This is a genomic window from Labilibacter marinus (assembly GCF_001659685.2).
Classification (GTDB): domain Bacteria; phylum Bacteroidota; class Bacteroidia; order Bacteroidales; family Marinilabiliaceae; genus Saccharicrinis; species Saccharicrinis marinus.
Genome location: NZ_LXYE02000039.1, coordinates 62,763 through 89,136, shown reverse-complemented (window position 1 = coordinate 89,136; position 26,374 = coordinate 62,763). Strand labels below are relative to the sequence as shown.

Below are 26,374 nucleotides of genomic sequence, written 5' to 3'. Positions count from 1 at the left end.
TAAATTATAAACCATCTCCTGCTTGCTACACATTATTGTAGTAGGCAGGATTTCTATTTTATTTACCATCATGAATACCCCAGTCAATTATCTCATTCTTGCTCTTTTATTTTTAATTAGCTGCAAAACTCCAACTACGCAAAAATCAGGTTTCAAGAAACTTCAAAACCTATATGCGGCGAATCTTCAAGCCTCTATCTCATACCTTGACAGTGTAAAAACTGAGATAGATCTACATAAGCAACAAGCACATTACCTAAACGCTAGATACGCCTTCAAAAAAACAGAACCAATCCTATCTTTTGTTGACAAAGAAAACTACAGCTTCTTAAACCAATCACCATTTATTAAAGTTTACGATGAAGATGCTACTGACATTAAAGTAATGAAGGCCTCGGGTTTTCAGGTTCTGGAAGAACTTATATACGCAGACAGCATTAATTATAACGAAATAACACATCATACCGAACTCATCTCTAATCGCTTAAAACTGATTAAAAGTTATTCTACCGTAATAGACTACCAACCTCATCACATCATCTGGATGTTAAAGCAATCAATTGTTCAAATAGCACTTACTGGCTTATCGGGTTATGACTCTCCTATATTAGCCAATTCATTAAATGAAAGTCAAGTGGTATATAAAGCTAATATGGAGTACTTAAAATGCTTCGAATCACATTCTACTATAAGCATTGAGCCATTATTGATTGAATTTAAACATGCTATTAATACACTAAATGATGACTTCGTAAGCTTTGACCGATACTATTTCATACAGCAACATACGCACAAACAGTTAGCTCTACTTAACGATTTAGCTTCCGAATGGAAAGTTGAATTTCCTTTTACTTTGGCCTTGCTTAACAGCACGGAGAACTTATTTACTGATTCTACTTTCAACTTGGAGTATTTTATGGATTACAACCTCCAGTTTTCTCCACAAAAGGCAGAATTAGGCAAAATGCTGTTTTACGACCAAACCTTATCTACAGACAGTAAATTTAGTTGTAGTAGTTGTCATTTACCTGAGTTAGCTTTTACAGATGGACGAAAATTAGCTGAAGGCCAAATGCGAAATAGTCCCACTTTAAAATACGCAGCTTTACAACAGGCATTTTTTCATGATGGTAGAGCGGGAAGCTTAGAAGGACAAATTGTAGCCGTAATAAATAACGAAACTGAATTCCATACTAACCTTTCCAACTTAAAAGCCTCTGCTAACCTTAATCCTACCTATGTGATCGGTTTTGATTCTATTTACAAGGATGGCTTAACTGAGTTTAATATTCGCAACGCCATTGCTGATTATATTAGAACTTTATCTCCGTTTAACTCTACGTTTGATGAGAACATGAGAGGCGAGCAAAACGATTTAAGCGCAGCTGAAATAAACGGTTTTAACTTATTTATGGGAAAAGCACAATGCGCTACTTGTCACTTTGCTCCTTTATTCAACGGCACTTTACCTCCCAACTTTAATATTTCAGAATTAGAAATGATCGGAACACCAGCAAACAAGGATACCATAAATTCATTTTTATCGGCTGATTTAGGGAGATACAATGTACTTGGTGCAGAACAAAGAAAACACTTCTTTAAAACCCCAACTCTACGAAATATTGCAGTAACTGCACCTTATATGCATAATGGGGTATACGATTCACTAGAAGAGGTAATGGACTTTTATAACAAAGGAGGCGGGCATGGCTTAGGTTTAATTAGTACGTATCAAACCCTGCCTTTAGAACCTTTAAATCTGACCGATAAGGAAATGAAAGAAATTATTGAGTTTTTAAAAACACTATCTGATCAGTAGGATATAAAACATTTGGACATAAATTGAAACATTAATTATTTTTTTGCAGTTACACCTACCGAAAAGCACTGCCAAAAACTTATCATTTTGAATACAAAATGCGACTAATCCTATGCACCCTAGTCATTTCCGATTATATTTTTTTAGAATTTTTATTTTGATTCTTAATTCTTTATCGTATCTTTAAAATGGTCATTCCAAAACAACAATGTATTTTGTTCGGAGAGCATTCATTAACTATAACCCTATAAAAGACACAATGAAACAGTTTTATAGATACGTTCTAGTATCGTATATCAGAATGACACATTCCATTTAATTTCCGATTTATTTTAACATAGAAACTAATTCTCCAAGTATAATTAGTTGTTTTCCAAATGACCCGAAAAGCTATTGATTAACGAATCTTTAGCTTTTCTTTTTTGGGGCAAAAAAATAGCCACCTCAACGAGGCAGCTATTTATATATTTTCGCTTTCAACGTATACTAACTTACACCTGAACCAGGCTTAACTTCTACTGAAGGCTGTATAAACACAAATTTGCCATCCGCATCCTCAGCCATTAAAATCATTCCTTGAGATTCTATTCCTTTAATTTTTCTTGGAGCAAGATTAACTAAAATATTCACTTGCTTTCCAACTATTTCATCCGCTTGGTAATATTCTGCAATTCCAGACACAACGGTTCTTACGTCAATACCTGTATCCACCTCAAGCTTTAACAACTTCTTCGTTTTGGCTACCTTTTCGGCACTTACAATTGTACCAACACGAATATCCATTTTGGTAAAATCATCAAAACTAATGTTGTCTTTTGCTGGCTCTACTGTTTTAGCAGCAGCTTCATTAGCGGTTTTTGTAGCTTCTAACTTATCCAGCTGCTTTTGAATTTGCTCATCTTCAATTTTAGCAAATAAAAGCTCAGGCTTATTAATTTCGTGCCCTTCGGGAATTAAATCTGTACGTCCTAAATCCTCCCAGTTAACGCCGAATAAATTCAACATGGTTTGAAGCTTCACTGCACTAAAAGGCAAAAATGGCTCCATTAAAACCGATAAATTAGCGGTAATTTGGAGAGATACATACATGATTGTTTTAACACGCTCCTCATCCGTTTTAATCAACTTCCAAGGCTCTGTATCCGCTAGGTATTTATTCCCTAAACGAGCTAAATTCATCATCTCCTTAACCGCTTCACGGAAACGGTAAGTATTCAAACTAGCTTCAACCTTTTTAACTATTCCATCTATCTGCGCTAAAGTTTCATTGTCGAAATCCTCAACAACACTGCCCATTGCAGGCGCTTTACCGCCATAGTATTTGTGGGTTAACACAATAGCTCTATTCACGAAATTACCTAATATGGCAACCAATTCATTATTGTTTCTAGCCTGAAAATCTTTCCAGGTAAAATCGTTGTCTTTTGTTTCTGGCGCATTGGCACACAAAACGTAACGCAGCACATCCTGCTGATCTTCAAAATCTTCTAAATACTCATGCAACCAAACTGCCCAATTTCTTGAAGTAGATATTTTATCACCTTCTAAATTTAAAAACTCATTGGCAGGAACATTCTCTGGTAAATTGTAAGAACCTTCAGCTTTTAGCATAGCTGGAAATACAATACAGTGGAACACAATATTATCCTTGCCAATAAAATGTAGCATTTTTGTTTCTGGATCTTTCCAATACTTTTCCCACTCAGGAGTTAATTCTTTAGTAGCAGAAATATACCCAATAGGTGCATCAAACCACACATACAATACTTTTCCATCTCCTCCCTCAACAGGAACAGGTACACCCCAATTTAAATCGCGACTTACTGCACGTGGCTGCAAACCTAAATCAATCCAAGACTTACACTGACCGTATACATTTGCCTTCCATTCTTTATGATCTTCTAAAATCCATTTTTTCAAGAAAGGCTCATGTTTATCCAAAGGCAAATACCAATGCTTGGTTTTTTTAACCACTGGCACACTGCCCGAGATGACCGAAACTGGATTTTTAAGATCGGTAGCATTTAAAGAAGTACCACAGCTCTCACACTGATCACCATATGCCCCATCATTCCCACAATGCGGACAAGTACCCGTAATATATCTATCCGCTAAAAACTGCTTAGCCTCATCATCATAATACTGATCAGAAACCTTTTCTACAAACTCACCTTTTTCGTGCAGAGTTTTAAAGAATTCAGAAGCTGTTTCGTAATGAGTTTCTGAAGTTGTCCTGGAATAAACATCAAAGGTCATCCCAAAATCAGCAAAGGCTTTTTTAATAATGCCATGATATCTATCCACAATATCTTGCGGAGTAACACCTTCGTTTTTAGCCTTTAAAGTAATAGGAACACCGTGCTCATCGCTACCTCCAATCAATAAAACATCCTCACCTTTCATTCGTAAATATCTCACATAAATATCCGCAGGAACATATACTCCGGCAAGGTGGCCAATATGAACAGGTCCGTTAGCATACGGTAAAGCTGTTGTAACAAGTGTTCTTTTAAAATTATCCATTTTCTAAAGCGCTAATTGTATGGTGAAAAATAAAAATCCGGCTAAATATTTAAGCACGGATTTATCATCATCATATATGATTGCCGCAAAGATAAGGTTTTTTAAAGTTTATAAAGTTGGTAAGGTTAAAAGTTTTTAAAGTTCACAAGCATGTTTATTTGCATTGGCGAACACTTAAGTATTTTTTTACATTTACAACTTAGTTTTAGATAAGAATATAATTCATGATACATCCTCCTTCAATTAAAAAAGGCGATACTATTGGAATAGTGGCTCCTGCAGGACGAATTGATAGCAATATTGTAAAACAAGCCTGTGTTCGCATAGAGCACCTGGGGTTCAAAACCAAAGTTGGCAAATCTGTTCATCAGCATCATTTTAACTTTTCATCTACTGATGCAAACAGGAAAGATGATTTACAAGAAATGATGGATGACGAAAACATAAAAGCGATTGTTTGCACACGCGGAGGTTATGGTGCCATCAGAATTGTTGACCAACTGGATTTTACTGGAATAATAAAAAGTCCTAAATGGTTGGTGGGCTTTAGCGATATTACCGTTTTGCACGCTGCGTTACAAAAGCATGATTTAGCCTCTATTCATGGACCAATGACCAAGAGCTTTTCGAATTATACAGATAGCTCGGCGGACGTTGATATTCTTTTTGCTTTTTTAGAAGGCCAGTCTCCCGAATATGTGATTAATCCTTATCCTACTAACCGATTAGGAAAAACAACAGGAACATTAGTTGGCGGAAATTTATCTTTAATTCATGCTTTGCGTGGAACGAAATACGACTTTGACCCAAATGGCAAAATCCTATTTATAGAGGATTTATCTGAATATTTATATCACTTGGATAGAACCATGTACAACCTAAAGCTAGGCGGAGTTCTAGAGAAATTGTCGGGCTTGGTAGTTGGTCAGTTTACGGATATGCACGACAATGAAACTCCCTTTGGACAAGGCATAGAAGAAATTATTTATAATGCTGTTGCCGAATATAATTACCCTGTAGCCTTTAACTTCCCTGCAGGACATATTGAAACCAATTACCCTTTAATATTAGGAGAGAAAGTTGAGTTAAACGTTATGAATGATGAAGTAAGTCTGGTTTCCTTTTAAACGCACTTACGCATCAAGGTTGTATTAAACATGATTATGTTGTATTTTGAAAAACAAAAACCATGGCCGACCATAACGAACTAGGTAAAGAAGGAGAAGAAAGAGCTGCCGTTTATTTTGCCTCTGAGGGGTATAAAATATTAGAACGGAACTGGCGTTATCATCCTAAAGAAATTGATTTAATTGCTCAGAAGGATGATCTATTGATAATTGCAGAAATAAAAACCAGATCGACCGAAGATTGGGAGCATCCACAAGAATCTATTACAAACAGCAAGATTCGTTTTTTAGTAGACGCCACCGAAGCTTATATCATGGAGAACGATATTGATTTAGAAGTTCGTTTCGATGTGGTTTCTGTAATTCCGGATGGCACAACATGGAAAATCGATCATATTAAAGAAGCTTTTTATCCACCCACTAATTAAAGCGGGTTATATATTATAATGTATTGCAAAAATGAATATAGAAGAATTTAGAGAATACTGCCTTTCAAAAAAAGGAACAACTGAAGAGTTTCCTTTTGATGAGGTAACATTAGTTTTTAAGGTTCTTGGAAAAATGTATGCTTTAACTAGTTTGAACAAGAACTTTTCGGTCAACTTAAAGTGTGATCCTGAAAAAGCTATTGCTTTACGCGAAGAATACGAGACTATTCAGCCAGGTTATCATATGAATAAACGCCATTGGAACACAGTTGAAATGGAAGGAAGCTTAAAAATTGAATTGCTTAAAAAGATGATTGATCATTCTTACGAGTTAGTTGTTTCTAAATTAACTAAAAAGCAAAAAGAAGAGCTCAATAATTTATAAATCTAATGCAGGGGAATGATTTAAAAGCTGGGCTTTCGACGCTCGCCTGTCTTGATACAATTTTTTAAATACATGAAAAAGCTAATCAGATTTTTTCTTCAAGGATTATTATATATAGTACCTCTAGCGGTTACAGTATACGTTATTGTATTCAGCGTAATATGGGTAGATGGTCTGCTCATGGAGCGAGAATTATTTAAAAGTGGTGAATTAGCAAAGTACAATTTTCCTGGCGTAGGTATAGTACTAATATTAGTACTCGTAACGGCCATTGGGTATATTGGACAAAGAATGATTTCTACACCATTATCAGAGGCATATGATAAAATGATGAAAAAAGCGCCACTGATAAAAATGATTTATTCGTCGGTGAAGGATTTATTATCGGCCTTTGTTGGAGGAGAGAAGAAATTCAACCAGCCCGTAATCGTTAAGCTAGATGAAACAGGAATATTACACCGATTTGGTTTTATCACCAACACCAATTTAGAAGAATTAGGGGTAGATGACATGGTAGGTGTTTATCTTCCGAGCTCATACGGAATGCTGGGAGAATTATATGTGGTGCCTAAAAAACAAATAACCCCTGTTGAGGCAAACTCTGCAGAGGTTATGAAATTTATTGTTTCTGGTGGTGTTTCAAAAATTAAAAATGACTAATCCTTTTTATACAACTGCCATTAAGCAAAAAGTTTTCTATCGTACTTGTACGAAATAGCCAACAATATAATAACCACTACAGCAGGAATAAACTCACCATCTTTAATAGCGATGTGCGCTCCAGCTGCTAAAATTAAATCAAAGAAAAAACCAGCATAAGCCCATTCTTTTAAGGCCTTTGATTTCTTTGTCCAGATGGCGATTACACCTAATATCTTTGCTACTGCTAATGGATAAATAATATAGGTGGGGTAACCTAAGTTAGTAAAAGTGGCTGCCACCATTTCGTGATTAAAAAAATACATTCCGGCTGACATCAGCATCATTAAGCTCAGCAAACCTGTTGAAACGTAATAAACTATTCTATTCGTTTTACTCATAACAATAATTATTAATCACACGTTTATATGACTCATAAACAGATGCCCAAGCATATTGTTTTCTAAAAACAATTAGTTTGTCTTAAGGAAGTAGTTTGCTGTATCCACTATTGTTTTTTCGATCGGTGTATATTCAAAATCTAATTTCTCCTGAATAAACTTACCCGAATAGCGTGTAGTCTTTAATGAAGTTCTGGCGGAATCTTTTGTTATCAGAGGCTCCGTACCAAATATTTTATTTCTTATTTTTTCAAACCTCCAGGCTAAGCCTATTAAATGCTTTTTTGCTTTTATGCTTGGCGCCTTTACCTTTAATGCACCTGCCACCTGACTAAAAAAAGATTGATAAGAGATATTAGCACCATTTAAAATAAAACGCTCATTTTCTAAGGAGCTATCCATTAATTGAACCATGCCTTTAACTACATCTCTTACATCCACAAAACCGGTGCCTCCTGGGGTATAAAATTTCAAGCCTTTATACACTGTTTTTATAATTTTAGGACTTCCCTGATTCCAATCTCCAGGACCTACAATAACGGATGGATTAACGATGACTGCACTTAAACCTTCTTTTGTAGCACGCCACACTTCCATCTCTGCTCTAAATTTGCTAATACTATAAGCCGAATGATCCTTACCACCTTGCCAGTACGAAAATTCATCAATGGTTTCTCCACTTTTTGAATTACCTAATGTGGCTATAGAACTCACAAAACAAAATTTACTGATTCCCTTCTCTAAACAAGCATTCACCAAGTTAGCCGTTCCTGCTTCGTTTACCTCCATCATATCATCTTTTAACGAAGGATTAAAAGACACTAAAGCTCCTGTATGATAAACTCTATCAACCCCATCAATGGCAATACACAAGGAATCGTAGTCTAACAAATCCCCATTCACCCATTCAATCTTTTCAAATGATTGCACCCCCTTTTCACCATAAAAAGCAAAAGCAAATCGCGTTTTTTCAATGTCGGATGATTCTCGTTTTAAAGCACGCACTTGAACTCCACTCGAAATGAGTTGATATATTAAATGTGCTCCTACTAAACCTGTACCACCAGTTACTAATACCATATATTTATCTTAGTCAGACTACCAATTAAACGTAATGGTCTGTTTTAATTCAGGATGAATACTCAAAGGTACCGGACTAGTTCCAGCTACACTTTCAATTAATTCTTTTTGTGCATCAGTATATCCTTTAGCTGGAAAATGAAAAGCCAGCACAACTTCAGAAACTCTTCTTGGGTCTGCCGCCATAATTTTAGTAATATTCAGCTCTGTACCATCAATATCAATCTGATTATCCATGGCTTTAATTCCCATAATTGTCATTATACAATTCCCCAGCGAAGTAGCCAGCAAATCGGTAGGAGAAAAAGCTTCACCTTTACCCCTATTATCGCAAGGAGCATCCGTAATAATTTTTGCTCCAGACTGAATATGTACATTCTCAGTTCTTAGGCCACCAATATATTTTGTTTTAACAGTAATACTCATAATTACTTTTGTTAGTTTACCATACAGCTATCAAAGAAACAAAAATCCTTTTAAACCTTTGGTTTGATAATGAATTTATTGCATTTACATATTGCATGAGTATGCATTCTTCTATCATTTACAAGTGGATAGAAAAAAATGATTACACAAATCTCATTAAATTGTTATAATTTTGCGCTTTCAAACACGATAAATAAACTAAAAAGCAAAGAATATGTTTTCAGGAATTGTTGAAGAAGCTGCTATTATTGTAGGTCTTGAAAAGGAGCAAAGCAATCTTCATATCACCATGGAATGTTCATTTACGGATGAATTACAAATAGACCAAAGCATTGCACACAATGGTGTATGCTTAACGGTAGTTAAAAAAACAGATAAAACATATACCGTAACTGCTATTCAGGAAACTTTAGATAAAACCAATTTAGGCGTTCTTAATATTGGCGACAAAGTGAATTTAGAGCGTAGCATGGTAATGAATGGCCGTTTAGATGGACATATTGTTCAAGGACATGTGGACCAAACAGCCAAGTGTATTGAAATTAAAGAAGCTGACGGAAGTTGGTACTATACATTTCAGTATGATATAGATAAGGAAAAAGCCGGCCAAGGATATATGACCGTTGAAAAAGGTTCGGTAACTGTAAACGGCGTTAGTTTAACTGTTGTAAACAGCAAAGACGATCGCTTTTCGGTAGCTATCATACCTTACACTCATGACTTTACAAACTTCCACCAATTTAAAGAAGGAAGTATTATCAACCTTGAATTTGATATTCTAGGAAAGTATATCAGTAGAATTATGTCGTTGAAAGGCGAATAATAAATCATACTTAAAAGCCTCTAAATGGAGGCTTTTTTTTTACCACTCCATATATTTCCAATACCCTAGGTTAGTTGTTTATAAGTAGTTTATAAAAGCATAGCATAACATGCTGCGTTATTAAGCTTATTTTCATACTTTTGACACATTAATATTTTTCTTCTGTGAATAGGTTTTTCTATACAATCGTTTTGTTAATCTCCATCGTTTCGTGCACTTCTGGGCATGATACCGAGATAATTATTCAAACAGAAGATATTCCTTTATCGATACGTGAAACAGATTCCATTGTTGTAAAAACACTTATTGATCGATCAGAAACTTTTTATTCTGACAATCTTATTACTGGACCTGTATTTGATGATTTTTTGAAAGAGGCCGAGGAAATCTCTGTGAAAAATAATTTTAGAACACCCCTTTCCTCCATATACCACACGCTTGAAGTTAGATACCGCAATCGCTCGGAATATGCCAATGCTATTAAATATGCGGATAAAGCCATTGAGATTGGCCGCAACTTAAATGACAATTCCAGATTGGCCAACTACATTAATATGGCAGCGGTTGTTTATCGTCGTGTTGATGAAAACAAACAAGCATTAGAAATGCACATGGAGGCCATGGAGCTGGCCGAGTCGGTGGGTGATTCTTTTCAAATAGCCGTTTCTTTAAATGGTATTGGAAATGTTTATTTAGGATTAAAAAGACATCACGCTTCGGTTGAATATTTTAAGAAATCCTTTCAAATAGCCGTTGCTAGAGGTAACGTACTAGGACAAGCCATAAATTCCAATAACATTGGAGAAGCGTTAAAATTAGCTAATGATTTAGATTCGGCTTTGGTATATTTTTATCAGTCGTTAGATTACAATACTCAACTAGGATCTAAGGTAGGACAAGCTATATGTTACAATAGTATAGGTGATGCTTACCGCTTAAAAAAAGATTATAGCCAAGCTCTTAAGTATTTAAAAAGAGCCTTAATCTTAAATAAAGAAACCCGAGATCGCATTAATGTATCTACCAGCTATTCCATGCTAGGTGAAACATACATCCAAGTATACGATTATTACAATGCCATTAACAACCTTAAATCAGGTTTACAGATAGCACAAGAAATAGGATCTAAATACCAAATTGAAGCCTGTAGTAAGTTACTCGCTTTAGCCTATGAAAAAACAAATGCTTTATCATTATCTATAAAACATTTACGAATGGCACAGGTGTATAAAGATAGCCTGTTCGATGAAGCCAACTTAAGGCACATTACAGTTGTTACTGCACGTCACGAATCGGATAAAGCAAAAGCTCAAATTCAGCAACTGAACAATGAAAGCACATTGCAAAAAAAGCTAATTTCTCAACAAAAAAAGGCGATCCTATATTTCTCATTTTTCGTACTGGCCCTTATTGCAGCGGGAGTTTTAATCTTCCGTCAAATTCGATTAAACGAAGGATACAAAAGCATATTGATGCAGCAACGTTTATTGCGTTCGCAGATGAATCCACATTTTATTTTCAATGCCTTAAGCGCTATTCAGGTATACATACTCGAAAATGACATGGAGAACTCTTCTCGTTTTTTATCTGATTTTGCACGATTAATGCGACAAGTATTACAGAGTTCACAACGTGACTATGTATCCTTAGAAGAAGAGCGAAGCATGATTACGTATTATTTAAAACTTCAGCAGCTCAGGTTTAACCCACCATTCTCATACGAAATAGTTATTGATGAATCATTAGATAAAGACAGAACTCTAATTCCTCCAATGATTACTCAGCCGTTTGTAGAAAATGCCGTTGAGCATGGAATTAAATCGATTGGCAAGCATGGCAAGGTAACGGTAAGATTTACCAAGAGCAGAAATGATTTAGTCGTTATTATTGAAGATAATGGCATAGGTCTTGCAGGTTCTCAAGTATTAAAAACAGAAAGTAGCAAGCACCAATCAATGGCTACGCAAATAACCAACGAAAGACTAGAGGTAATTCAGAAGATGACCAAAAGAAATACATCTTTTAGAATAACCGATTTACAAGATAACTCAGAAAACCAAACAGGCGTTTTAGTGAAAATTAGAATGCCATTAATTAATCCTGACACTAAACTAAAAACAGTAGGTATAAAAAAATAAGTAAAACTGGCATAGCCAGAGCAAATTAATTAGACACACAGAAACTTAGTTTACTCCGAATATAATTTGGTGATAAAAATGAGCTATAGTTGTTTAGTTATTGAAATGAATAGACAGATGGATACGGTGAAGGTACTAATAGCGGATGATGACAGTAAGGTTTGTAATGCCCTTGAAACAATTTTAAAACAGAATTTTGTTTCAATTGAGGTGGTTGCAAAGACGGATTCTGTTGACCAAACAATAGATAGTTTGAACGAACTTAAACCGCAAATTGCCATTCTGGATATCCACCTATTGGGAGGTACTGCCATAGAAGTCATCAAACAAACTAGCCATCTTGATTATAAGGTTGTATTTATGTCGGCATATCAGGAGTATGCTTTAGAGGACATTCGTTTTGCTCAAATTCCTTTTATATACAAACCTTTTGACATTAACGAATTAATAGTTACCATAGACCAAGCTATAGCTGATTTAATGGATGTGGGCTACGAAACTAAAATTCAGACCTTCTTTAAAAACTCAGAGATAGATAATAAGGATAAACAAATTGTATTAAATACAGATAGTGGCATTACATCGGTTTTAATACATGATATTGTTTGCGGCGAATCGATGTTTGGGCGCTCAAGGTTCTATTTTATTGCACAAAAAAGCGTTGAAACTGCTCGCCCTTTGCGCAGGTACGAATCCATGCTTCAGAGCTATCTATTTTACAGATGCCATACACAATTTGTGATCAACTTAAACCATGTAGTTAAGTTTGAATACGAAGCTAAAGTTGTTTTAATGAGCAATGGAATGGCTATTCCCGTAGATGCGCGCCGATTTGATGGTTTAAAACGTAGACTTAGCCAAGTGGTGGCTGAAGATTTGTCTGCAACGCCCTGTTATAAAATGGTGTAAAAACCCAACAGAATTATAGATTTAAGCCCTTCTACAATGACATCCGCCTCAACATCACTAAACAACAAAGCCACCCATAAGGTGGCTTGTTAATTATCTGAACAGTTCAATTAAATTATTTCCCTGTCAATTTCTTATTCTCTTCTGCAATACGCTTTCTCTGCTTACCATTTAAACCGTGCTTGTAATAATGCTCAGGCTTATAATAGTAATTATGGTGCTTCATATCTTTGTCATCTAAATCAAGACTTAAATCGCAATCGAAACGTAACAAAATTGCGTGGTTAGTATCCCAACCTGTAGCTGCAGTTAAATGCGAAATACCCCAAGTAATACCTCTTCCATCTTTGGTATTGGTAAATGCGTCAGGCGTATATGGGCCAGCTGCTGTAGGCATTAACATAGTAATGGCAGCAATATCAAAATTTACTCCATCTGGTGCATACTGAATAGTAAAATGCTCGTTACCGTCCTTAATTACTAAAGCTGCCATTCCTTCCTGAAAAGGAAACATTGTAGTTTCATGGCCTGAGTTGATAACTGGGTTTAATGGATGCTTTTCGAATGGCCCAAGAGGATTATCTGAAGTAGCTAAACCTGTCATACGAACTAAACGAGGATCTCCATCAAAGTCAGACTTGTAGTACAAATAAATCTTATCGTTATATACAAATGGATGTGGATCGTGAATAGAATATTGATCCCACTCTCCTTCTGCTCCATTATCAACCACTACTTTATTATAAGCTGTCCATGGTCCATCTGGCGAATCAGCATACGAAACTGCTACTGGACAATCATCACCACGCAATCCGCTGGCTTGCATAAACCCCTGGTAATAAATGTAATATTTCCCTTTAAACTTTAAGATATCACAAGTAGTAACAGATCTCCAACCTACCTCTGGTTTTGGAGGACGAGGCACAGCAACACCTTGCTCTTCCCAGGTAATTCCATCTGTACTGGTTGCATACCAAATTTCCGACAAATCCCAATCCGCAGAAGGAATTGTATCATTACATTTTTTAGCACCCATTGGCTTTGTAGGTGTATTACGATAGGTATACCAAACGTAATATTTACCATTCTCGAAAATTACTTTTGATGGATCCCTTCTCGAAATAGTTCCATCATGATCGTTATAATCAAAACCCTTTAATTCAGTGTACTTAAACTGCGAATACAGTTCATTATCTTCAGGACGAGGTGCCATATAATTATCGTAATTACGCTCCATCGCTTTACTTAATGGGCGATTAGGTTTTTCCTTTGGTAGGATAAAAGGAAATCCTTTGGTTGGCGCTTCCTGCTCCTTTTCAGCAGTTGATTGACCTGTACATGCACTCAGCACAAACACAGCCACCATCAGCATAGTCATGTTTCTCAATACGAACTTCATCATTTCTATAGGTGTTAATTTATTTCTTTATCGGTTTATAAACTCTAATCCAATCTACATACATTTTATTCTTGCTATCGTTAGCTAACTCTTCATCTGTAGCCACAATCCCTTTTTTCGAGCGCCAATCATGATCTTCCACATCAAATATTAAATGCATCGGTCTGTCAAAGTACAAACTATCAGGATCTGTCATATTTTCCTTTCTTAAGGTATTTACAAGTTTCCCATCAATATAAAAATCTATGTCTGTAGGGTTTTTCCAATACATACCAAAGCGATGAAAGTCGTTTCTATAAGGCTCATTATCCTTTAGCTTATGATATTGCACAAAACTAAAGTTCTCCTTAATGCCAGTATGGTCGCGCATAAAAACATGGTAGTTATGCGACGCGCTTTGCGCCTTTTTCACTTCCGATGGTCTATCGCCCGCATATATTTCTAATATATCTATCTCTCGCTTACTATCTTTACTCAATAACCACAGGTTAGATGACAAAACCTGATTACAAGGTTTAATCCTAGCTTCAACAAATACTGGATACACCACTGTTTCTTTGGAGGTGATTATACCGCAGTTTACTTTATTAGTCTCGTCCTTACGAGAAGCTTTCAAAACCAATTTACCGTTTTCAACAATAGAGTGACTTTCATTAAAGTAGCTTAAACCAGGACCACGCCAGTTACCCATGTACATATCTTTCCAGTATGGACTTAATGCATCTTCTTTGCTTGAGGCATTAAAATCGTTAGAGCAAGTTTTATCAAGCTCCCACTTATATCCTTTTTCTGCTTTTGCAGGTACCTTTTTCACCTTATAATCTTGTGCTGACATGGATATTATGCCTCCTAAAAAAACAAGGCTTATAATTGATAGAATTTTTAACATGATTCAATTCATTTACACTGGTAAATACTAAAGTTTAAAAGTAGTTTTATAGCTTGTAAAGCTTAGGTGTATTTTAAGTGCTTTTTGGATGGCTTATTCTTAAACGCTTATTTTACCACCGCAAAAATCCTCATTAAAAACTAAACAAGCCCAAAAATCTAAAATCTTCGGGCTTGTTTCTAATATAAATTTAATGTTGCTATTGCGCAAAATCAACAAAGTTTCCATGACGTTCTTTACGTCTTGAAGTAAACTTTTTAATACACTGATAATCTCCAGTAACATATTCATGTGTTAATCCCCAACGCATTACTTCAGTAGGATCTTTTTCGCCATCTACAGTTCTATTTAAACCAATAGCATGCGGTGCACTAGGAATAGATGACATGATTTCGAAATTAATTCCATCTGGTGACCATTGAATTGTATTCTTCTCAGGACCGTCTGTTGTAATTAAAGCCGCAATTCCGTCATTGTATTTCCAAACACAAATTTCATGTCCACTATTACTAATTGGATTATAAGGGGACTTTACATATGGTCCTTTAGGATTGTCAGCAATAGCCACACCATGTCGTATTTCACGACCGCCAAAATACATCTCCTCACCCATACGCTCTCCTTTATAATACAAAAGGAACTTGCCTTTAAAAGGAATGATACATGGATCATGTACTTTATGGCTATCAAAGTCTCCTTTATTAACTACCTCAAAACGGTTTTTCTTTCCAGCTAACCATTCTCCATTATCTGCAGGACTTAATATAGGATCTTTACTTTTTGTCCATGGCCCATCTGGAGAACTAGCCCAAGCTAAACCAACTTGATTCTTTACTCTATGTGAATAAGGTGATTTTACTGTTTGATAACATAAGTAATACATACCTTCATGCTCCATAATTTCAACCGTAAAAACCGAACGATCATCATACGCTCCCTTTTCACCTCTTGGCACTGCTAAACCTTCTTCTTTCCAAGTCTCTCCATCCTTTGAAGTCGCATACCAAATATCACATCTATCCCAAGGGAATACTTTATCCTTTTCAACATCTCCATCAAAACCTTGAGTTGGACCTGTACTCTTGGTATACCAAACGTAGTATTTACCATCATTCATGATCATCGCACTTGGATCTCTTCTAACCACTCCCTCTTCGTAGGCTAGGTCACCTTTTAAATATTGCTCCGAGAAACGAATAAACCATTCGTTACCTTTAACAGGCCACTTTAATGCTCTTTTACTCGCTGCACTCAAATGATTTTTGTCCGTTATACCATAACGATAAATTAAATCATCAGAAACCTCAGTTTCGGTTGCACAACATTCTTTTTCGCAATTACATTTGTTACTACAACTAATAGCCAATAAACTCACTATTGTTACTAATAGTAGATGCTTAAAAATCTTCATTGATTTCAATTTAAAAGGTTATTATTTAAAATTATTTATCCTGCTAAAGCCAAATACAATTTAAGTTAAATTATACGATGGCATTTCATCAAAACTTTAAGATATTCTAAAATATTGAACTTTACAGTTTGTAAAATATTATCAAATTCAAAAATGGTAAATAAACTCGCCAATCACACCTCTAGTTACTGAACCAAAACTTGACAAAGTAATATTTTAGCTAGACACCTATGTAAGTTTTACTGAATTTTCGCTGCATTTTTAGTGGAATTATCAAGTATTTGTATATTTGCCAACCTAACATTATTTAATTGTTGCCAAAAACAATACTCACAACAATGATTAATTTACAATTCCTACGTTTCCGTTTAAATAAAAAAGCGATTGCTATTTTTTACACTCTAATAGTGACCTTTGTAGTTTGTAATTTACATGCTCAAAACAAAGAAAGTTTACTCGCCGATTTTGAATTAGCAAAAGCTAATAAGTATAATAAACCCGATACTGCTATTTATTTATTTAAAAAATGCAGCGACGGTTTTATGCTTTTAGGAGACACTACTAAGGTTATCAGATGTAACATTGAGGCCTCAACTCTACATGCTACAAAAGGTAATTATTCCGAATCGTATGACGGTTATTGGGAAGCTTTAAGTTTATCTCAAGACATGAAAGATAGTATGTACACTGGGAGTGCTTATGATGGCCTAGGCGTTCTGTATGGTTTATACTACAGGCATCAAGAAGCTTTGGCAAATTTTCAGAAATCCTTAAATATTAAAAAAAGTCTCATCGCCTCTAAGCAACTCGCTACAACTAATGTTGTCAACACATATTATTTGATGGCTATTAATTACCGCGATCAAGGGAATTACTCAAAGGCTCAAACCTATTTAGATAGTTGTTACATCACCAGAAAGGAAGCCGGAAACGTAGGAAGCACTAGCTATATTGATGCAGAACAAGGTTATTTATTATACCATAACAACAAATTACAAGAAGCTGAAGATTTATTGCTTGACGTTGAGCAAAGCTTTTTGAGTTCAAATGAATCCTACCTTGTAATTCTCTATTCATTTATGGGAGATATTTATGCAAAAATGAATAAGGTAGACAAAAGTTCTGAATACTATCTTAAATCATTAGCTATTGCTGAAGAATTTAAAAGTCACCAAAACTTTGTGCCTGATGTATACAAGAAACTTGGCGACTTATATTTATCAATAAACCAACCCAAGCGCGCTTATCAATATCTGGAGAAATCGTTTAATACAACAGACAGTTTGTTTGGTGTTAGAAATGCCAATAACAGAAAAGTATTAGAAGTAAAAGATGATTTCAGGCAAAAGCAAGAAATGCAAAAAGAAATTCTGGAGCAGGCTAATGTTACAGAACTTAAGCAAGAAAAAAGAATCCTATTCCTAAGAAATACGGTTTTAACTATCATTCTTATTTCATCTATTCTCATTTCGGTAGTAACCTTCTTTTACTTACGTCATAGACATCGTGTTTCCGAAAAAATACTTAAAAACAAGCAAAAGATAAAGGAAGAAAAGAATCATGAAATACTAGAGCTTAAAAACAAAGAGTTAACTTCTTCAGCCCTCCAATTAATTGAGAAGGATCAGCTATTAATTGAAATTAAAAACAAACTTAGTTCGGTAAAGAATAAAGATTTAAAAGAGCTTATTGCTAAAATAAATGCCAATAGCAAACACGACTGGAAAGAGTTTGACACTCGTTTTACTTCTGTAAACCAAGGCTTTTATAAATCACTTAGTGAGAAGTTCCCAGAATTAACTCAACGAGATCATAAACTATGTGCACTTATCAAACTTAATTTTTCAAGTAAGGAAATGTCGTTACTATTGGGTATTTCCATTGAAAGTGTACATACCTCAAGGTATAGACTTAGGCAAAAATTGAGTTTAGACAAAGGAGAAAATCTGACTGAATTCATCGCTAAAATTTAACTTAATATTTTCTTGACTTATAAATACAAGTAATGTATCTTTTGCTGCTTGTAATAAGTATTGTCGTACTTGTCATTTAAAATCTGCTTTACGTGATTAAAACCATAAATTAGTATATCATTAAAAAATGCCATCTCAAGATAACTCTGGAAAAATTGTAAAAAGCATTCGTCCATCACGAATCATACTACCTATTATAATAGGCATAGGGTTTTCTGCATTTATGCTTTATCGGGAGTATAAACCAGGCAGTTTTGATACTATGCAGTTTACCTTAAATACAGTTTTCTGGTTTGGGGTGTCCTTTGTTTTAATGGTGGTGAGAGATTTTGGTTATATGTATCGAATCAAATTACTTTCGGGTAATGAATTAAGTTGGCGAAAATCATTTTCTATCATCATGCTATGGGAGTTTACCTCCGCCATTACACCATCCGCTATTGGAGGTACTAGTGTCGCTATTTTCTTCTTAAATAAAGAGGGTATTAAAATAGGACGAAGCTCGGCCATAGTTATGGTAACTTCCTTTCTCGACGAGTTATTCTTTATTATTGCTTTTCCTGCCGTACTTATTTTTATAGGACGAAGTGATATTTTCAGCTTTGGAGTTAATGCAATAGAGGATATTCCTTGGTACAAAAATCAGTTTCTAATTTTCGCCTTAAGCGGATATGGACTGAAATTTCTATATACCCTCATCATCTCTTACGGTCTATTTATCAACCCAAGAGGGTTAAAGTTTTTATTACTTTGGGTGTTTAAACTTCCTATCATACGCAAATGGCGGCCTAACGCTAACGAGTCTGGTACTGACTTAATACATACATCTACGGAGTTCAAGCAGTGGAGTTTAAAAAACTGGTTAAAAGCATTCACAGCCACCTCTTTAAGCTGGATTAGTAGATATTGGGTAGTCAATACTGTTATCATTTCCTTTTTTGGCTTTCACTATTTAGATTTTGAGGGTCACACTTTAGTTTTCGGGAAACAGCTTGTAATGTGGATTATGATGATTGTAAGCCCTACTCCAGGAGGTAGTGGATTTGCCGAATATGTATTTAACGAATTTCTTTCAGGCATTGTCCCTGTAGGTACAGGAATAGCACTCGCATTCCTCTGGCGTTCTATTAGTTATTATCCATATTTATTCATTGGAGGTGCGCTCGTTCCGCGCTGGATACGGAAGCACTTCATAAAACGTTAGTTATATTTGACAAACACAAATTATTATTAGACAAAAAAATCTTTCTGAATCACCGTTTCTCCGTAACTTGCTACTTGTAAAATACGTATCACACGCCATACAATTTATTATAATAAAATCTACTCGAGTGAAGTACTTGATTTATATATCATTCATTTTTATTCTATTTGCTTGCAATGAGGGCGAAACAAAAAATGAACAAGTAAAAGAAGAGACAATAAAGGAAATTACTATTTATTGCGAAAATGCAATGCTGGGACCTTTAATGGAACTCAAAGAACAATTTGAAGCAGGAAACTCGTGCACCGTAAAACTTCACAACGACTGTTCTCAGAATTTAAGTAGCTTAATTCAATATACTCAAAAAGGAGATATTTATTTACCTGCTTCGAGCGTTGGATTTAAGAAACTAAGTAACAAAAACAATGCTCATATTCTTGATTCTGTATTTATAGGTTATAATTCATTGGTCGTAATGGCACCTAAAGGTAATCCTTCTGGTTACGATGGAAATATAAAGACCTTAATAGATAAAAAGCACGCCGTTATTATTGCCAACCCAGAAACAAGTACACTCGGTTCTGATACAAGGGAATTCTTAGTTAACAAAGAGCTATACGGTGACTTAATACTAAATGTAGTCGCTTTATCTACCGACAGCAGAGGACTTATTAAAAGTCTTAAAAACCAAGAAGCGCAATTAATTATTAATTGGGAGAGTGATATTTACAATAACGGAAATCGTGAGCTTGTAGATATTTTCCCTATACCCGAATTCCAACAAGCGCCCTCCGAAATTTACGCGGGAATACTTTCTACAAGTAAAAATCCTGAATTAGCGCAAAGTTTTTTAGACTTTGCAACTAGCGAAGAAGGAATTTCTGTATTTAGAAAGTATGGATTTAATAGGAGGAAAACATTAATTTTTTAAATTTATACCCTGAATTAAATAATTAGAAAATTATTTCTGTGGTAAAAGCTTCTAAGTCGCAAAAAGGGTTACTTCAAATGGGAGAGCCTATCATTGCAAAACTATATTTATTACTTGCAATATTTTTACTTACCATTGCTACTATCTTAGTAATCGAGAATTACTTTGACAGAACTTATATTGTTCGATATCAAAAGATTATACACAATCAAGAGCAGAAGCAAAAAATAGATAAAGTGCTTCAGAAGAATATCTTAAAGCTAAACTTACTATTTAAAGACTTTTCTAATATCGATCACCCTCAACAGTTAACCAATACAAAAAACAGTATTAACAACATTGTTACTGAATGTTTAAACATTGTTGAAATTTTAGATAGAGGAGGCACTTTAAATGAAGTTAAGCCTGTAAACTTGCAAGATCAGGAATTAGTTACTGAGGTAGTAATTCACGAAATTGATAAATATACAGGTACCATTCCTGAAATTCGAGAGCTTTCACCAAAGGTGAATGACATTAGTACGCTAGCGACTAAAATTTATTCTATCATTGCTCCTAATATTGAAAATGAAGAAAACGATAACGACGAATACAAGCAAAAAGTAGCCTACTACCTAAAGCAGTCTGAAAGTCTTTTTTCTCGTATTAACGAAATCGAAAATAAAATTTCGTACGACATTAATAAGAATGTTGTTAAGCTCAACAACGCCAGCATTCGTATTATTAACAAATACAACAATTACAAATACCTAAGCCTCTTTATCTTTACTTTAATTGCAGGTGTGATTACGTACTATTTAATTCTACAAATTAAAAACGTAATTCTAAATCGTAAAAAAGCAGAAGAAAACAACGGTAAGTTATTACAAGCTGTTGAGCAAAGCCCTATTTCAATTATGATTACCGACACAAAGGGTAACGTTGAGTACGTAAACAAAGGCTTTGAAAAAATTACAGGTTACGATAAAGAAGAAGTTATTAAAAATAACATTGACTTCTTTCATAATAATAGTGAAGAAACCGACCCTGCATTCTGGGAAACTATTCAAGAGGGGCGCATTTGGACAGGAGAAGTCAATAATCGTAAAAAGAATGGCGAAGTATATTGGGAAAAGGTATTAATGGCACCTGTATTAAGCAAGCAGAATACTATTTCAAGCTTTATTGCCATAAAGGAAGATATTACTGAAAAACGAATTCTTACACTATCCTTAGAAGAATCTATTGATTCGATGAAGACGATTATTGAGAATCTACCCGTTGGAATCCTAATCGTAAATAGTAAAAAAGGAATTATTCAAGCCAATGATACCGCTGCCAAAATAATGGGTTACAATAACCAAGATGAGGTTATTGAATCGATGAAAGGTCTTGAGTATGGAGAAGTGTTTCTCACCCAAAAGGAAGAGCATATTTCTGACCCTACCACACGCATTGTGGTATCTATGCTTGAAGAACGTTTGGAAGTTAAGCAAAACAACATTTCTCGTTCTATTCTTAAAAATATTATTCCTATTCGTCTGAATCATGAAAATGTATACTTGGAGGCATTTATGGATATCAGTGCCCAAAAAGAAGTTCAGAAAAAAGAAGCGGAATCGAATAAAGCTAAATCCGAGTTCTTAGCCAATATGAGTCATGAAATTCGTACTCCTATGAACGGTATTATTGGAGCTACAGAGTTACTTAGCAACACTAAAATGACTAAAGAACAGGACAATGTTGTATCTATCATTAGTCGTTCGTGTGAGAATCTTTTAAATATTATCAATGACATCCTTGACTTCTCAAAAATTGAAGCAGGAAAAATGAAAATTGAGCCTTACCCTTTTAATGTTCGATCAACCATTGATTATTTAATTGATCAGATGTCGTTTAAAACCAACGAAAAAGGTATTGAGCTTATCAGCAGTATTGAGCAGACTATTCCAAGTATTTTAATTGGTGACGAAAGTCGACTCATTCAGGTTTTGGTTAATTTATTGGGTAACGCCGTTAAATTTACCACTGAAGGAGAAGTTGTTCTTAAAGTAGAGGTAAGTAAACAAATCGGTTCGCAAATGTCCTTACACTTTATGGTTGAGGACTCTGGAATTGGTATCCCTAAGGATAAATTAGAAAAGATATTTGAATCGTTTACTCAAGCCGATGGATCAACTACCCGCAAGTTTGGTGGCACTGGTTTAGGAACAAGTATTTCAAAAATGCTTATTGAATTGATGGGTGGTAAAATTTGGGTAGAAAGTCCAAATCCGAATTTTGCTTGGAGTAAAGATAACCCTGGTTCGATATTCCATTTTGTGTTGCCGTTTAAAATAGATAAAAACCAAGCACCGGAAGAGCTTCAAGGAGAAAAGTTTAAGGATATTAAAACACTGGTTGTTGACAATCATAAAACCAATGTTCTCTTATTAAAGAAAACATTAAATAACTGGGGTATTATCTCCAAGAGTTGTTTAGATGAAAAATCGGCTTTAGACATCATCGATAAAGAAAAAGATTTTCAATTGGTGATTATCGACTCTCATGTTTTTAGTAAAGTTGACGAGAGCTTTATTGATACTATTAAAAACAGCATTCCTAAGGTAAAAATCATACTCTTTACTTCGGACTCAAGGTGGTCAAACGACTATAACTTCAAAGGCATTGATCAGGTAATTCATAAACCAATTAAGCATACACAGCTATTTTCTACCATAGATGCCATGTTTTTCTCCGATGAGGCAAACACAAGTGAAGGTGCAAGAAAACAGATTTCATTTGAAGAAAGAATAAAAAATAAAATTATTTTATTGGTTGAGGATAATATAATTAACCAGAAAATTGCCGAAAAAATGTTAGATAAAATCGGCTTAAAAACGGCCATTGCTAACAACGGAAAAGAGGCTGTTGAAATGATTACTGGTGGCGATTATAGCTTCGATTTAGTTTTAATGGACGTACAGATGCCTATTATGAATGGTTTAGATGCGACTCAAGCACTAAGAGATAAAAATATAAAAACTCCAATTATTGCCATGACGGCAAATGCTATGAAAGGAGATAGAGAAGTGTGTATTGAGGCTGGGATGAATGATTATATTGGTAAACCTGTTAAGCTAGATGATTTGGCTAGGCTAATAGATAAGTGGATTTAACAATATTATTTTCTTGATCTTTTATTGCCGAGATTTGGCTATACCTAGGGAAGTATGGCAAATTATTCTTTATATTAATTATTTCTCCTATTTTATTATATACAACTACTAATCTGCCTATTACATACGTAAAAGTATGACCGTAGCACGCTAATGTTGCTATCTATCATGTGATTATTCATTTTATTGTTATAGTTTTATGTCGGTAAAATAAATAATAGTTCATTTTTTAATCACTTTTCCATGAGCAAAATCGACTGGGCAAACTTATCGTTTAGTTATATCAAGGCGGATTATAACCTGCGAAGTTATTATAAAGATGGTCAATGGAGCGAATTAGAAGAATCTACTTCTGAAGCGCTTACAATTCATATGGCCGCTACATGCGTTCACTATGGTCAGCAAGCTTTTGAAGGGTTAAAGGCATTTAAAGGTAAAGACGGTAAAGTTCGTGTTTTCCGTATGGAAGAAAATGCAAAACGCTTACAAAATTCGGCAGACGGTATTTTAATGCAACAGGTACCAACCGAACTGTTTACTAAAGCCGTAATCCGTGCTGTGGAACTCAATATGGATTATGTACCTCCATACGAATCTGGAGCTGCTTTATATATACGACCTTTGCTAATAGGGTCTGGGCCTAAAGTAGGCGTATCACCTGCGGAAGAATATACATTTATTGTTTTTGTAACTCCTGTAGGACCTTATTTTAAAGAAGGTTTTAAACCTACTAAGCAAATGATAAGCAGAAAATACGATAGAGCTGCACCGCAGGGTACTGGCCATTTAAAAGTTGGCGGCAACTATGCTGCTAGTATGAAAGCTGGTCAGATTGCGCACGAAGGAGGCTACTCTTCTGTTTTATATTTAGATAGTAAAGAAAAAAAATATATCGATGAGGCTGGCCCTGCCAACTTCTTCGCTATTAAAGGAAATAAGTATGTTACTCCTTTATCTTCTTCGATACTTCCGAGTATTACTAACATGAGTCTTATTCAATTAGCTCAGGATATGGGCTTAGAAATTGAAAGAAGGCAAGTAGAAATGAAGGAACTATCTGAATTTGATGAAGTAGGCGCTTGTGGAACAGCTGCTGTAATTAGCCCAATAGGTCAAATTGATGATGTAGACGAAAATGTATCGTATAAGTTTGGTGACCCAAATGTTGCAGGTCCTATTAGTACTAAGCTATACAATCACCTTAGGGGAATACAATATGGCGACGAAGAGGATACCCATAACTGGGTAACTATTATTGGATAATAAGTCATACACTATATGAAAAATGCCAGATGAATACGTATTCATCTGGCATTTTTAGTTAGATATATATCTTCTATTTGACTGCTTCTACTTTGTAACCTTTTTCTTTTAATAAAGCTAACCATCCTTTATTTCCTGCTAAATGTCCTGCACCCACTGCAAAAAAAGTAGATTTCGCCTCTGCAATCGTGGCAAACTTCTTAGCCCATTCAATATTTCTATTATTAATCAAAGCATCTTCATATTTTTTCATATTCCACTCGCTATCATCCATAAGCTCTAATAGACCTATAATATCTTGACTATTGTACATTTTTACCAATGCATCAAATTCTTCCAATGCAGCACTTTCATCATTTAATATACTTGCTATCATCTTAAATTGCTCTGCTGCAGGAATTTCTTCAAAAACACTAAACTGATATTCTACTGTTTCTAAGCCCAATACTTCTTTATTTTCTTCTTTAGCCATTCCTACAAAAACTGTTTCAAAAGACATTGGCTGACATTTAAGAATGCTCATATAACTCATAGATAAAAGCATAAGCGGCTTTAAGGTCTGTAATTGAGCCATTCCAGCTCCTAAAGTAGATTTAAACTTATTATCGAGTAAAGTATATTCTTCATCCGTAAGATAATCCTTGGCTGTTTTACCATCCGTCATAACAGATAATGCCATCATGTTTTGCATCATTTCAGGATCATCAAAATCTAACTCTAGAAATAGTTGTTCAGTTTCACTAAAACTAGTTTTCACAACCTCATCCATTGAATAATCCTGAGAACAGATAAGGTGTATGGTTCCGTAAATGTAAGATGGCTTAGATAAGCCATTACCTGTTACTTTCCAAAGTAAAGAAGACTCTTGCGCGAAACTTCCAATAAAAATAAATAGACTTAACGTCAGGGTAAGAAATAAACTCTTCATTTGAGTAGGTTTTAAAATTAATACTGCTCAAATGTAAGTAAAATAATAAATACGGGATTACTTAACTGGCTCTTCGTTCTTCAACAATCATCAATGCTTCTTCACGCACAATAAAAGGTAAGTCTATTTGCCTTAACTGCATGCTCTTCATCCAAGCAGCTACTTCTCGTTCCTTTAAAGTATACAATACATCCCTAAATTCTTCAATGGCTGCATCGGAGTACGCATTTGCAGCAACACCTTTATATTGGTCTAATTCCTCATCATTATAATAATCGAAGTTTTCATCTGCACTCAATAAACTATCCGATTCGCACACTTCATGAGCGCCACAGCAATCGTCAGCAACTTCATTAGTTTCTTCGCTCTCCTCATTGCCCTTACTTCGCGAAACAAACCAAGCCACAACCAACGCCACAATAATAAGTACTACAATATAAATCATGCTACAAAATTATAAAAAAGTCTATTTGAAAACGTCATTTTAACCTTTTTTGTTCTTTGTAAGATATTTAAAAAGATAATTGCATAATTTAGATAT

22 protein-coding genes are annotated in these 26,374 nt (G+C 34.9%); 13 read left to right on the top strand and 9 right to left on the bottom strand.

Going from position 1 to position 26,374, the window contains the following annotated elements; genetic code table 11:
• Positions 1-70: 70 nt before the first annotated feature.
• The gene (locus A8L32_RS16785) at positions 71-1,819 is read left to right on the top strand and encodes a cytochrome-c peroxidase (protein ID WP_075591042.1); all 1,749 of its coding nucleotides are present in this window, start codon (positions 71-73) and stop codon (positions 1,817-1,819) included.
• Between the two features lie 486 nt (positions 1,820-2,305).
• Here A8L32_RS16785 and metG read toward each other — a convergent pair whose 3' ends face one another.
• Positions 2,306-4,342 (bottom strand): methionine--tRNA ligase, encoded by a 2,037-nt coding sequence (gene metG / locus A8L32_RS16780; RefSeq protein ID WP_075591041.1) that lies wholly within the window; start codon positions 4,340-4,342, stop codon positions 2,306-2,308.
• Positions 4,343-4,566: 224 nt separating this feature from the next.
• On the opposite strand from metG, the gene A8L32_RS16775 reads away from it, so the two are divergent.
• The 4 genes from A8L32_RS16775 to A8L32_RS16760 all read left to right on the top strand — a co-directional run bounded on the left by A8L32_RS16775 (position 4,567) and on the right by A8L32_RS16760 (position 6,942).
• Positions 4,567-5,469 carry a S66 peptidase family protein gene (locus tag A8L32_RS16775; protein WP_075591040.1) on the top strand — a complete coding sequence of 301 codons (903 nt, stop codon included), beginning with the start codon at positions 4,567-4,569 and terminating at the stop codon, positions 5,467-5,469.
• A 62-nt stretch (positions 5,470-5,531) separates the two neighbouring features.
• Complete coding sequence (locus A8L32_RS16770; RefSeq protein WP_075591039.1) at positions 5,532-5,897, top strand: YraN family protein; 366 nt, start codon at positions 5,532-5,534, stop codon at positions 5,895-5,897.
• A 31-nt stretch (positions 5,898-5,928) separates the two neighbouring features.
• Complete coding sequence (locus tag A8L32_RS16765) at positions 5,929-6,282, top strand: MmcQ/YjbR family DNA-binding protein (protein ID WP_075591038.1); 354 nt, start codon at positions 5,929-5,931, stop codon at positions 6,280-6,282.
• Between the two features lie 72 nt (positions 6,283-6,354).
• Positions 6,355-6,942 carry a DUF502 domain-containing protein gene (locus A8L32_RS16760; protein ID WP_075591037.1) on the top strand — a complete coding sequence of 196 codons (588 nt, stop codon included), beginning with the start codon at positions 6,355-6,357 and terminating at the stop codon, positions 6,940-6,942.
• Between the two features lie 20 nt (positions 6,943-6,962).
• Here A8L32_RS16760 and A8L32_RS16755 read toward each other — a convergent pair whose 3' ends face one another.
• From A8L32_RS16755 to A8L32_RS16745, 3 genes are all read right to left on the bottom strand, one after another.
• A complete protein-coding gene (locus tag A8L32_RS16755) occupies positions 6,963-7,322 on the bottom strand; it encodes a DoxX family protein (protein ID WP_075591036.1) in 360 nt (119 codons plus the stop codon).
• Between the two features lie 72 nt (positions 7,323-7,394).
• A complete protein-coding gene (locus A8L32_RS16750) occupies positions 7,395-8,402 on the bottom strand; it encodes an NAD-dependent epimerase/dehydratase family protein (RefSeq protein WP_075591035.1) in 1,008 nt (335 codons plus the stop codon).
• A gap of 18 nt (positions 8,403-8,420) precedes the next feature.
• Positions 8,421-8,828 (bottom strand): OsmC family protein, encoded by a 408-nt coding sequence (locus A8L32_RS16745; RefSeq protein ID WP_075591034.1) that lies wholly within the window; start codon positions 8,826-8,828, stop codon positions 8,421-8,423.
• 214 nt (positions 8,829-9,042) lie between these two features.
• Here A8L32_RS16745 and A8L32_RS16740 point away from each other — a divergent pair, with 214 nt between their 5' ends.
• From A8L32_RS16740 to A8L32_RS16730, 3 genes are all read left to right on the top strand, one after another.
• Positions 9,043-9,651, top strand: coding sequence for a riboflavin synthase (locus A8L32_RS16740; RefSeq protein ID WP_075591033.1), 609 nt, complete (start codon positions 9,043-9,045; stop codon positions 9,649-9,651).
• 164 nt (positions 9,652-9,815) lie between these two features.
• Entirely contained in the window at positions 9,816-11,789 is a 1,974-nt protein-coding gene (locus A8L32_RS16735; RefSeq protein WP_075591032.1) for a tetratricopeptide repeat-containing sensor histidine kinase, read from the top strand.
• A gap of 78 nt (positions 11,790-11,867) precedes the next feature.
• Positions 11,868-12,698 (top strand): LytR/AlgR family response regulator transcription factor, encoded by an 831-nt coding sequence (locus A8L32_RS16730; RefSeq protein ID WP_075591031.1) that lies wholly within the window; start codon positions 11,868-11,870, stop codon positions 12,696-12,698.
• 115 nt (positions 12,699-12,813) lie between these two features.
• Here A8L32_RS16730 and A8L32_RS16725 read toward each other — a convergent pair whose 3' ends face one another.
• From A8L32_RS16725 to A8L32_RS16715, 3 genes are all read right to left on the bottom strand, one after another.
• Positions 12,814-14,100, bottom strand: a complete 1,287-nt coding sequence (locus A8L32_RS16725) for a glycoside hydrolase family 117 protein (RefSeq protein ID WP_198931805.1) — start codon at positions 14,098-14,100, stop codon at positions 12,814-12,816.
• Between the two features lie 16 nt (positions 14,101-14,116).
• Positions 14,117-14,986 carry a family 16 glycosylhydrolase gene (locus A8L32_RS16720; RefSeq protein ID WP_075591030.1) on the bottom strand — a complete coding sequence of 290 codons (870 nt, stop codon included), beginning with the start codon at positions 14,984-14,986 and terminating at the stop codon, positions 14,117-14,119.
• A 199-nt stretch (positions 14,987-15,185) separates the two neighbouring features.
• A complete protein-coding gene (locus A8L32_RS16715; RefSeq protein ID WP_075591029.1) occupies positions 15,186-16,397 on the bottom strand; it encodes a glycoside hydrolase family 117 protein in 1,212 nt (403 codons plus the stop codon).
• A gap of 338 nt (positions 16,398-16,735) precedes the next feature.
• Between A8L32_RS16715 and A8L32_RS16710 the strand changes: the two genes are divergently transcribed.
• The 5 genes from A8L32_RS16710 to A8L32_RS16690 all read left to right on the top strand — a co-directional run bounded on the left by A8L32_RS16710 (position 16,736) and on the right by A8L32_RS16690 (position 24,905).
• On the top strand, positions 16,736-18,370 hold the full coding sequence (locus A8L32_RS16710; RefSeq protein WP_143525149.1) for a hypothetical protein: 1,635 nt from the start codon (positions 16,736-16,738) through the stop codon (positions 18,368-18,370).
• A gap of 127 nt (positions 18,371-18,497) precedes the next feature.
• The gene (locus tag A8L32_RS16705) at positions 18,498-19,574 is read left to right on the top strand and encodes a lysylphosphatidylglycerol synthase transmembrane domain-containing protein (RefSeq protein ID WP_075591027.1); all 1,077 of its coding nucleotides are present in this window, start codon (positions 18,498-18,500) and stop codon (positions 19,572-19,574) included.
• A 127-nt stretch (positions 19,575-19,701) separates the two neighbouring features.
• Complete coding sequence (modA, locus tag A8L32_RS16700) at positions 19,702-20,505, top strand: molybdate ABC transporter substrate-binding protein (protein WP_075591026.1); 804 nt, start codon at positions 19,702-19,704, stop codon at positions 20,503-20,505.
• Positions 20,506-20,543: 38 nt separating this feature from the next.
• Positions 20,544-23,642 (top strand): PAS domain-containing hybrid sensor histidine kinase/response regulator, encoded by a 3,099-nt coding sequence (locus A8L32_RS16695; protein WP_143525148.1) that lies wholly within the window; start codon positions 20,544-20,546, stop codon positions 23,640-23,642.
• Positions 23,643-23,885: 243 nt separating this feature from the next.
• Entirely contained in the window at positions 23,886-24,905 is a 1,020-nt protein-coding gene (locus A8L32_RS16690; RefSeq protein ID WP_075591024.1) for a branched-chain amino acid aminotransferase, read from the top strand.
• 73 nt (positions 24,906-24,978) lie between these two features.
• Here the strand turns inward: A8L32_RS16690 and A8L32_RS16685 are convergent, their stop codons facing one another.
• Together A8L32_RS16685 and A8L32_RS16680 are read right to left on the bottom strand one after the other, a co-directional pair.
• Entirely contained in the window at positions 24,979-25,833 is an 855-nt protein-coding gene (locus A8L32_RS16685; protein WP_075591023.1) for a TraB/GumN family protein, read from the bottom strand.
• A 61-nt stretch (positions 25,834-25,894) separates the two neighbouring features.
• Entirely contained in the window at positions 25,895-26,278 is a 384-nt protein-coding gene (locus tag A8L32_RS16680; RefSeq protein ID WP_075591022.1) for a hypothetical protein, read from the bottom strand.
• Between the last annotated feature and the right edge of the window lie 96 nt (positions 26,279-26,374).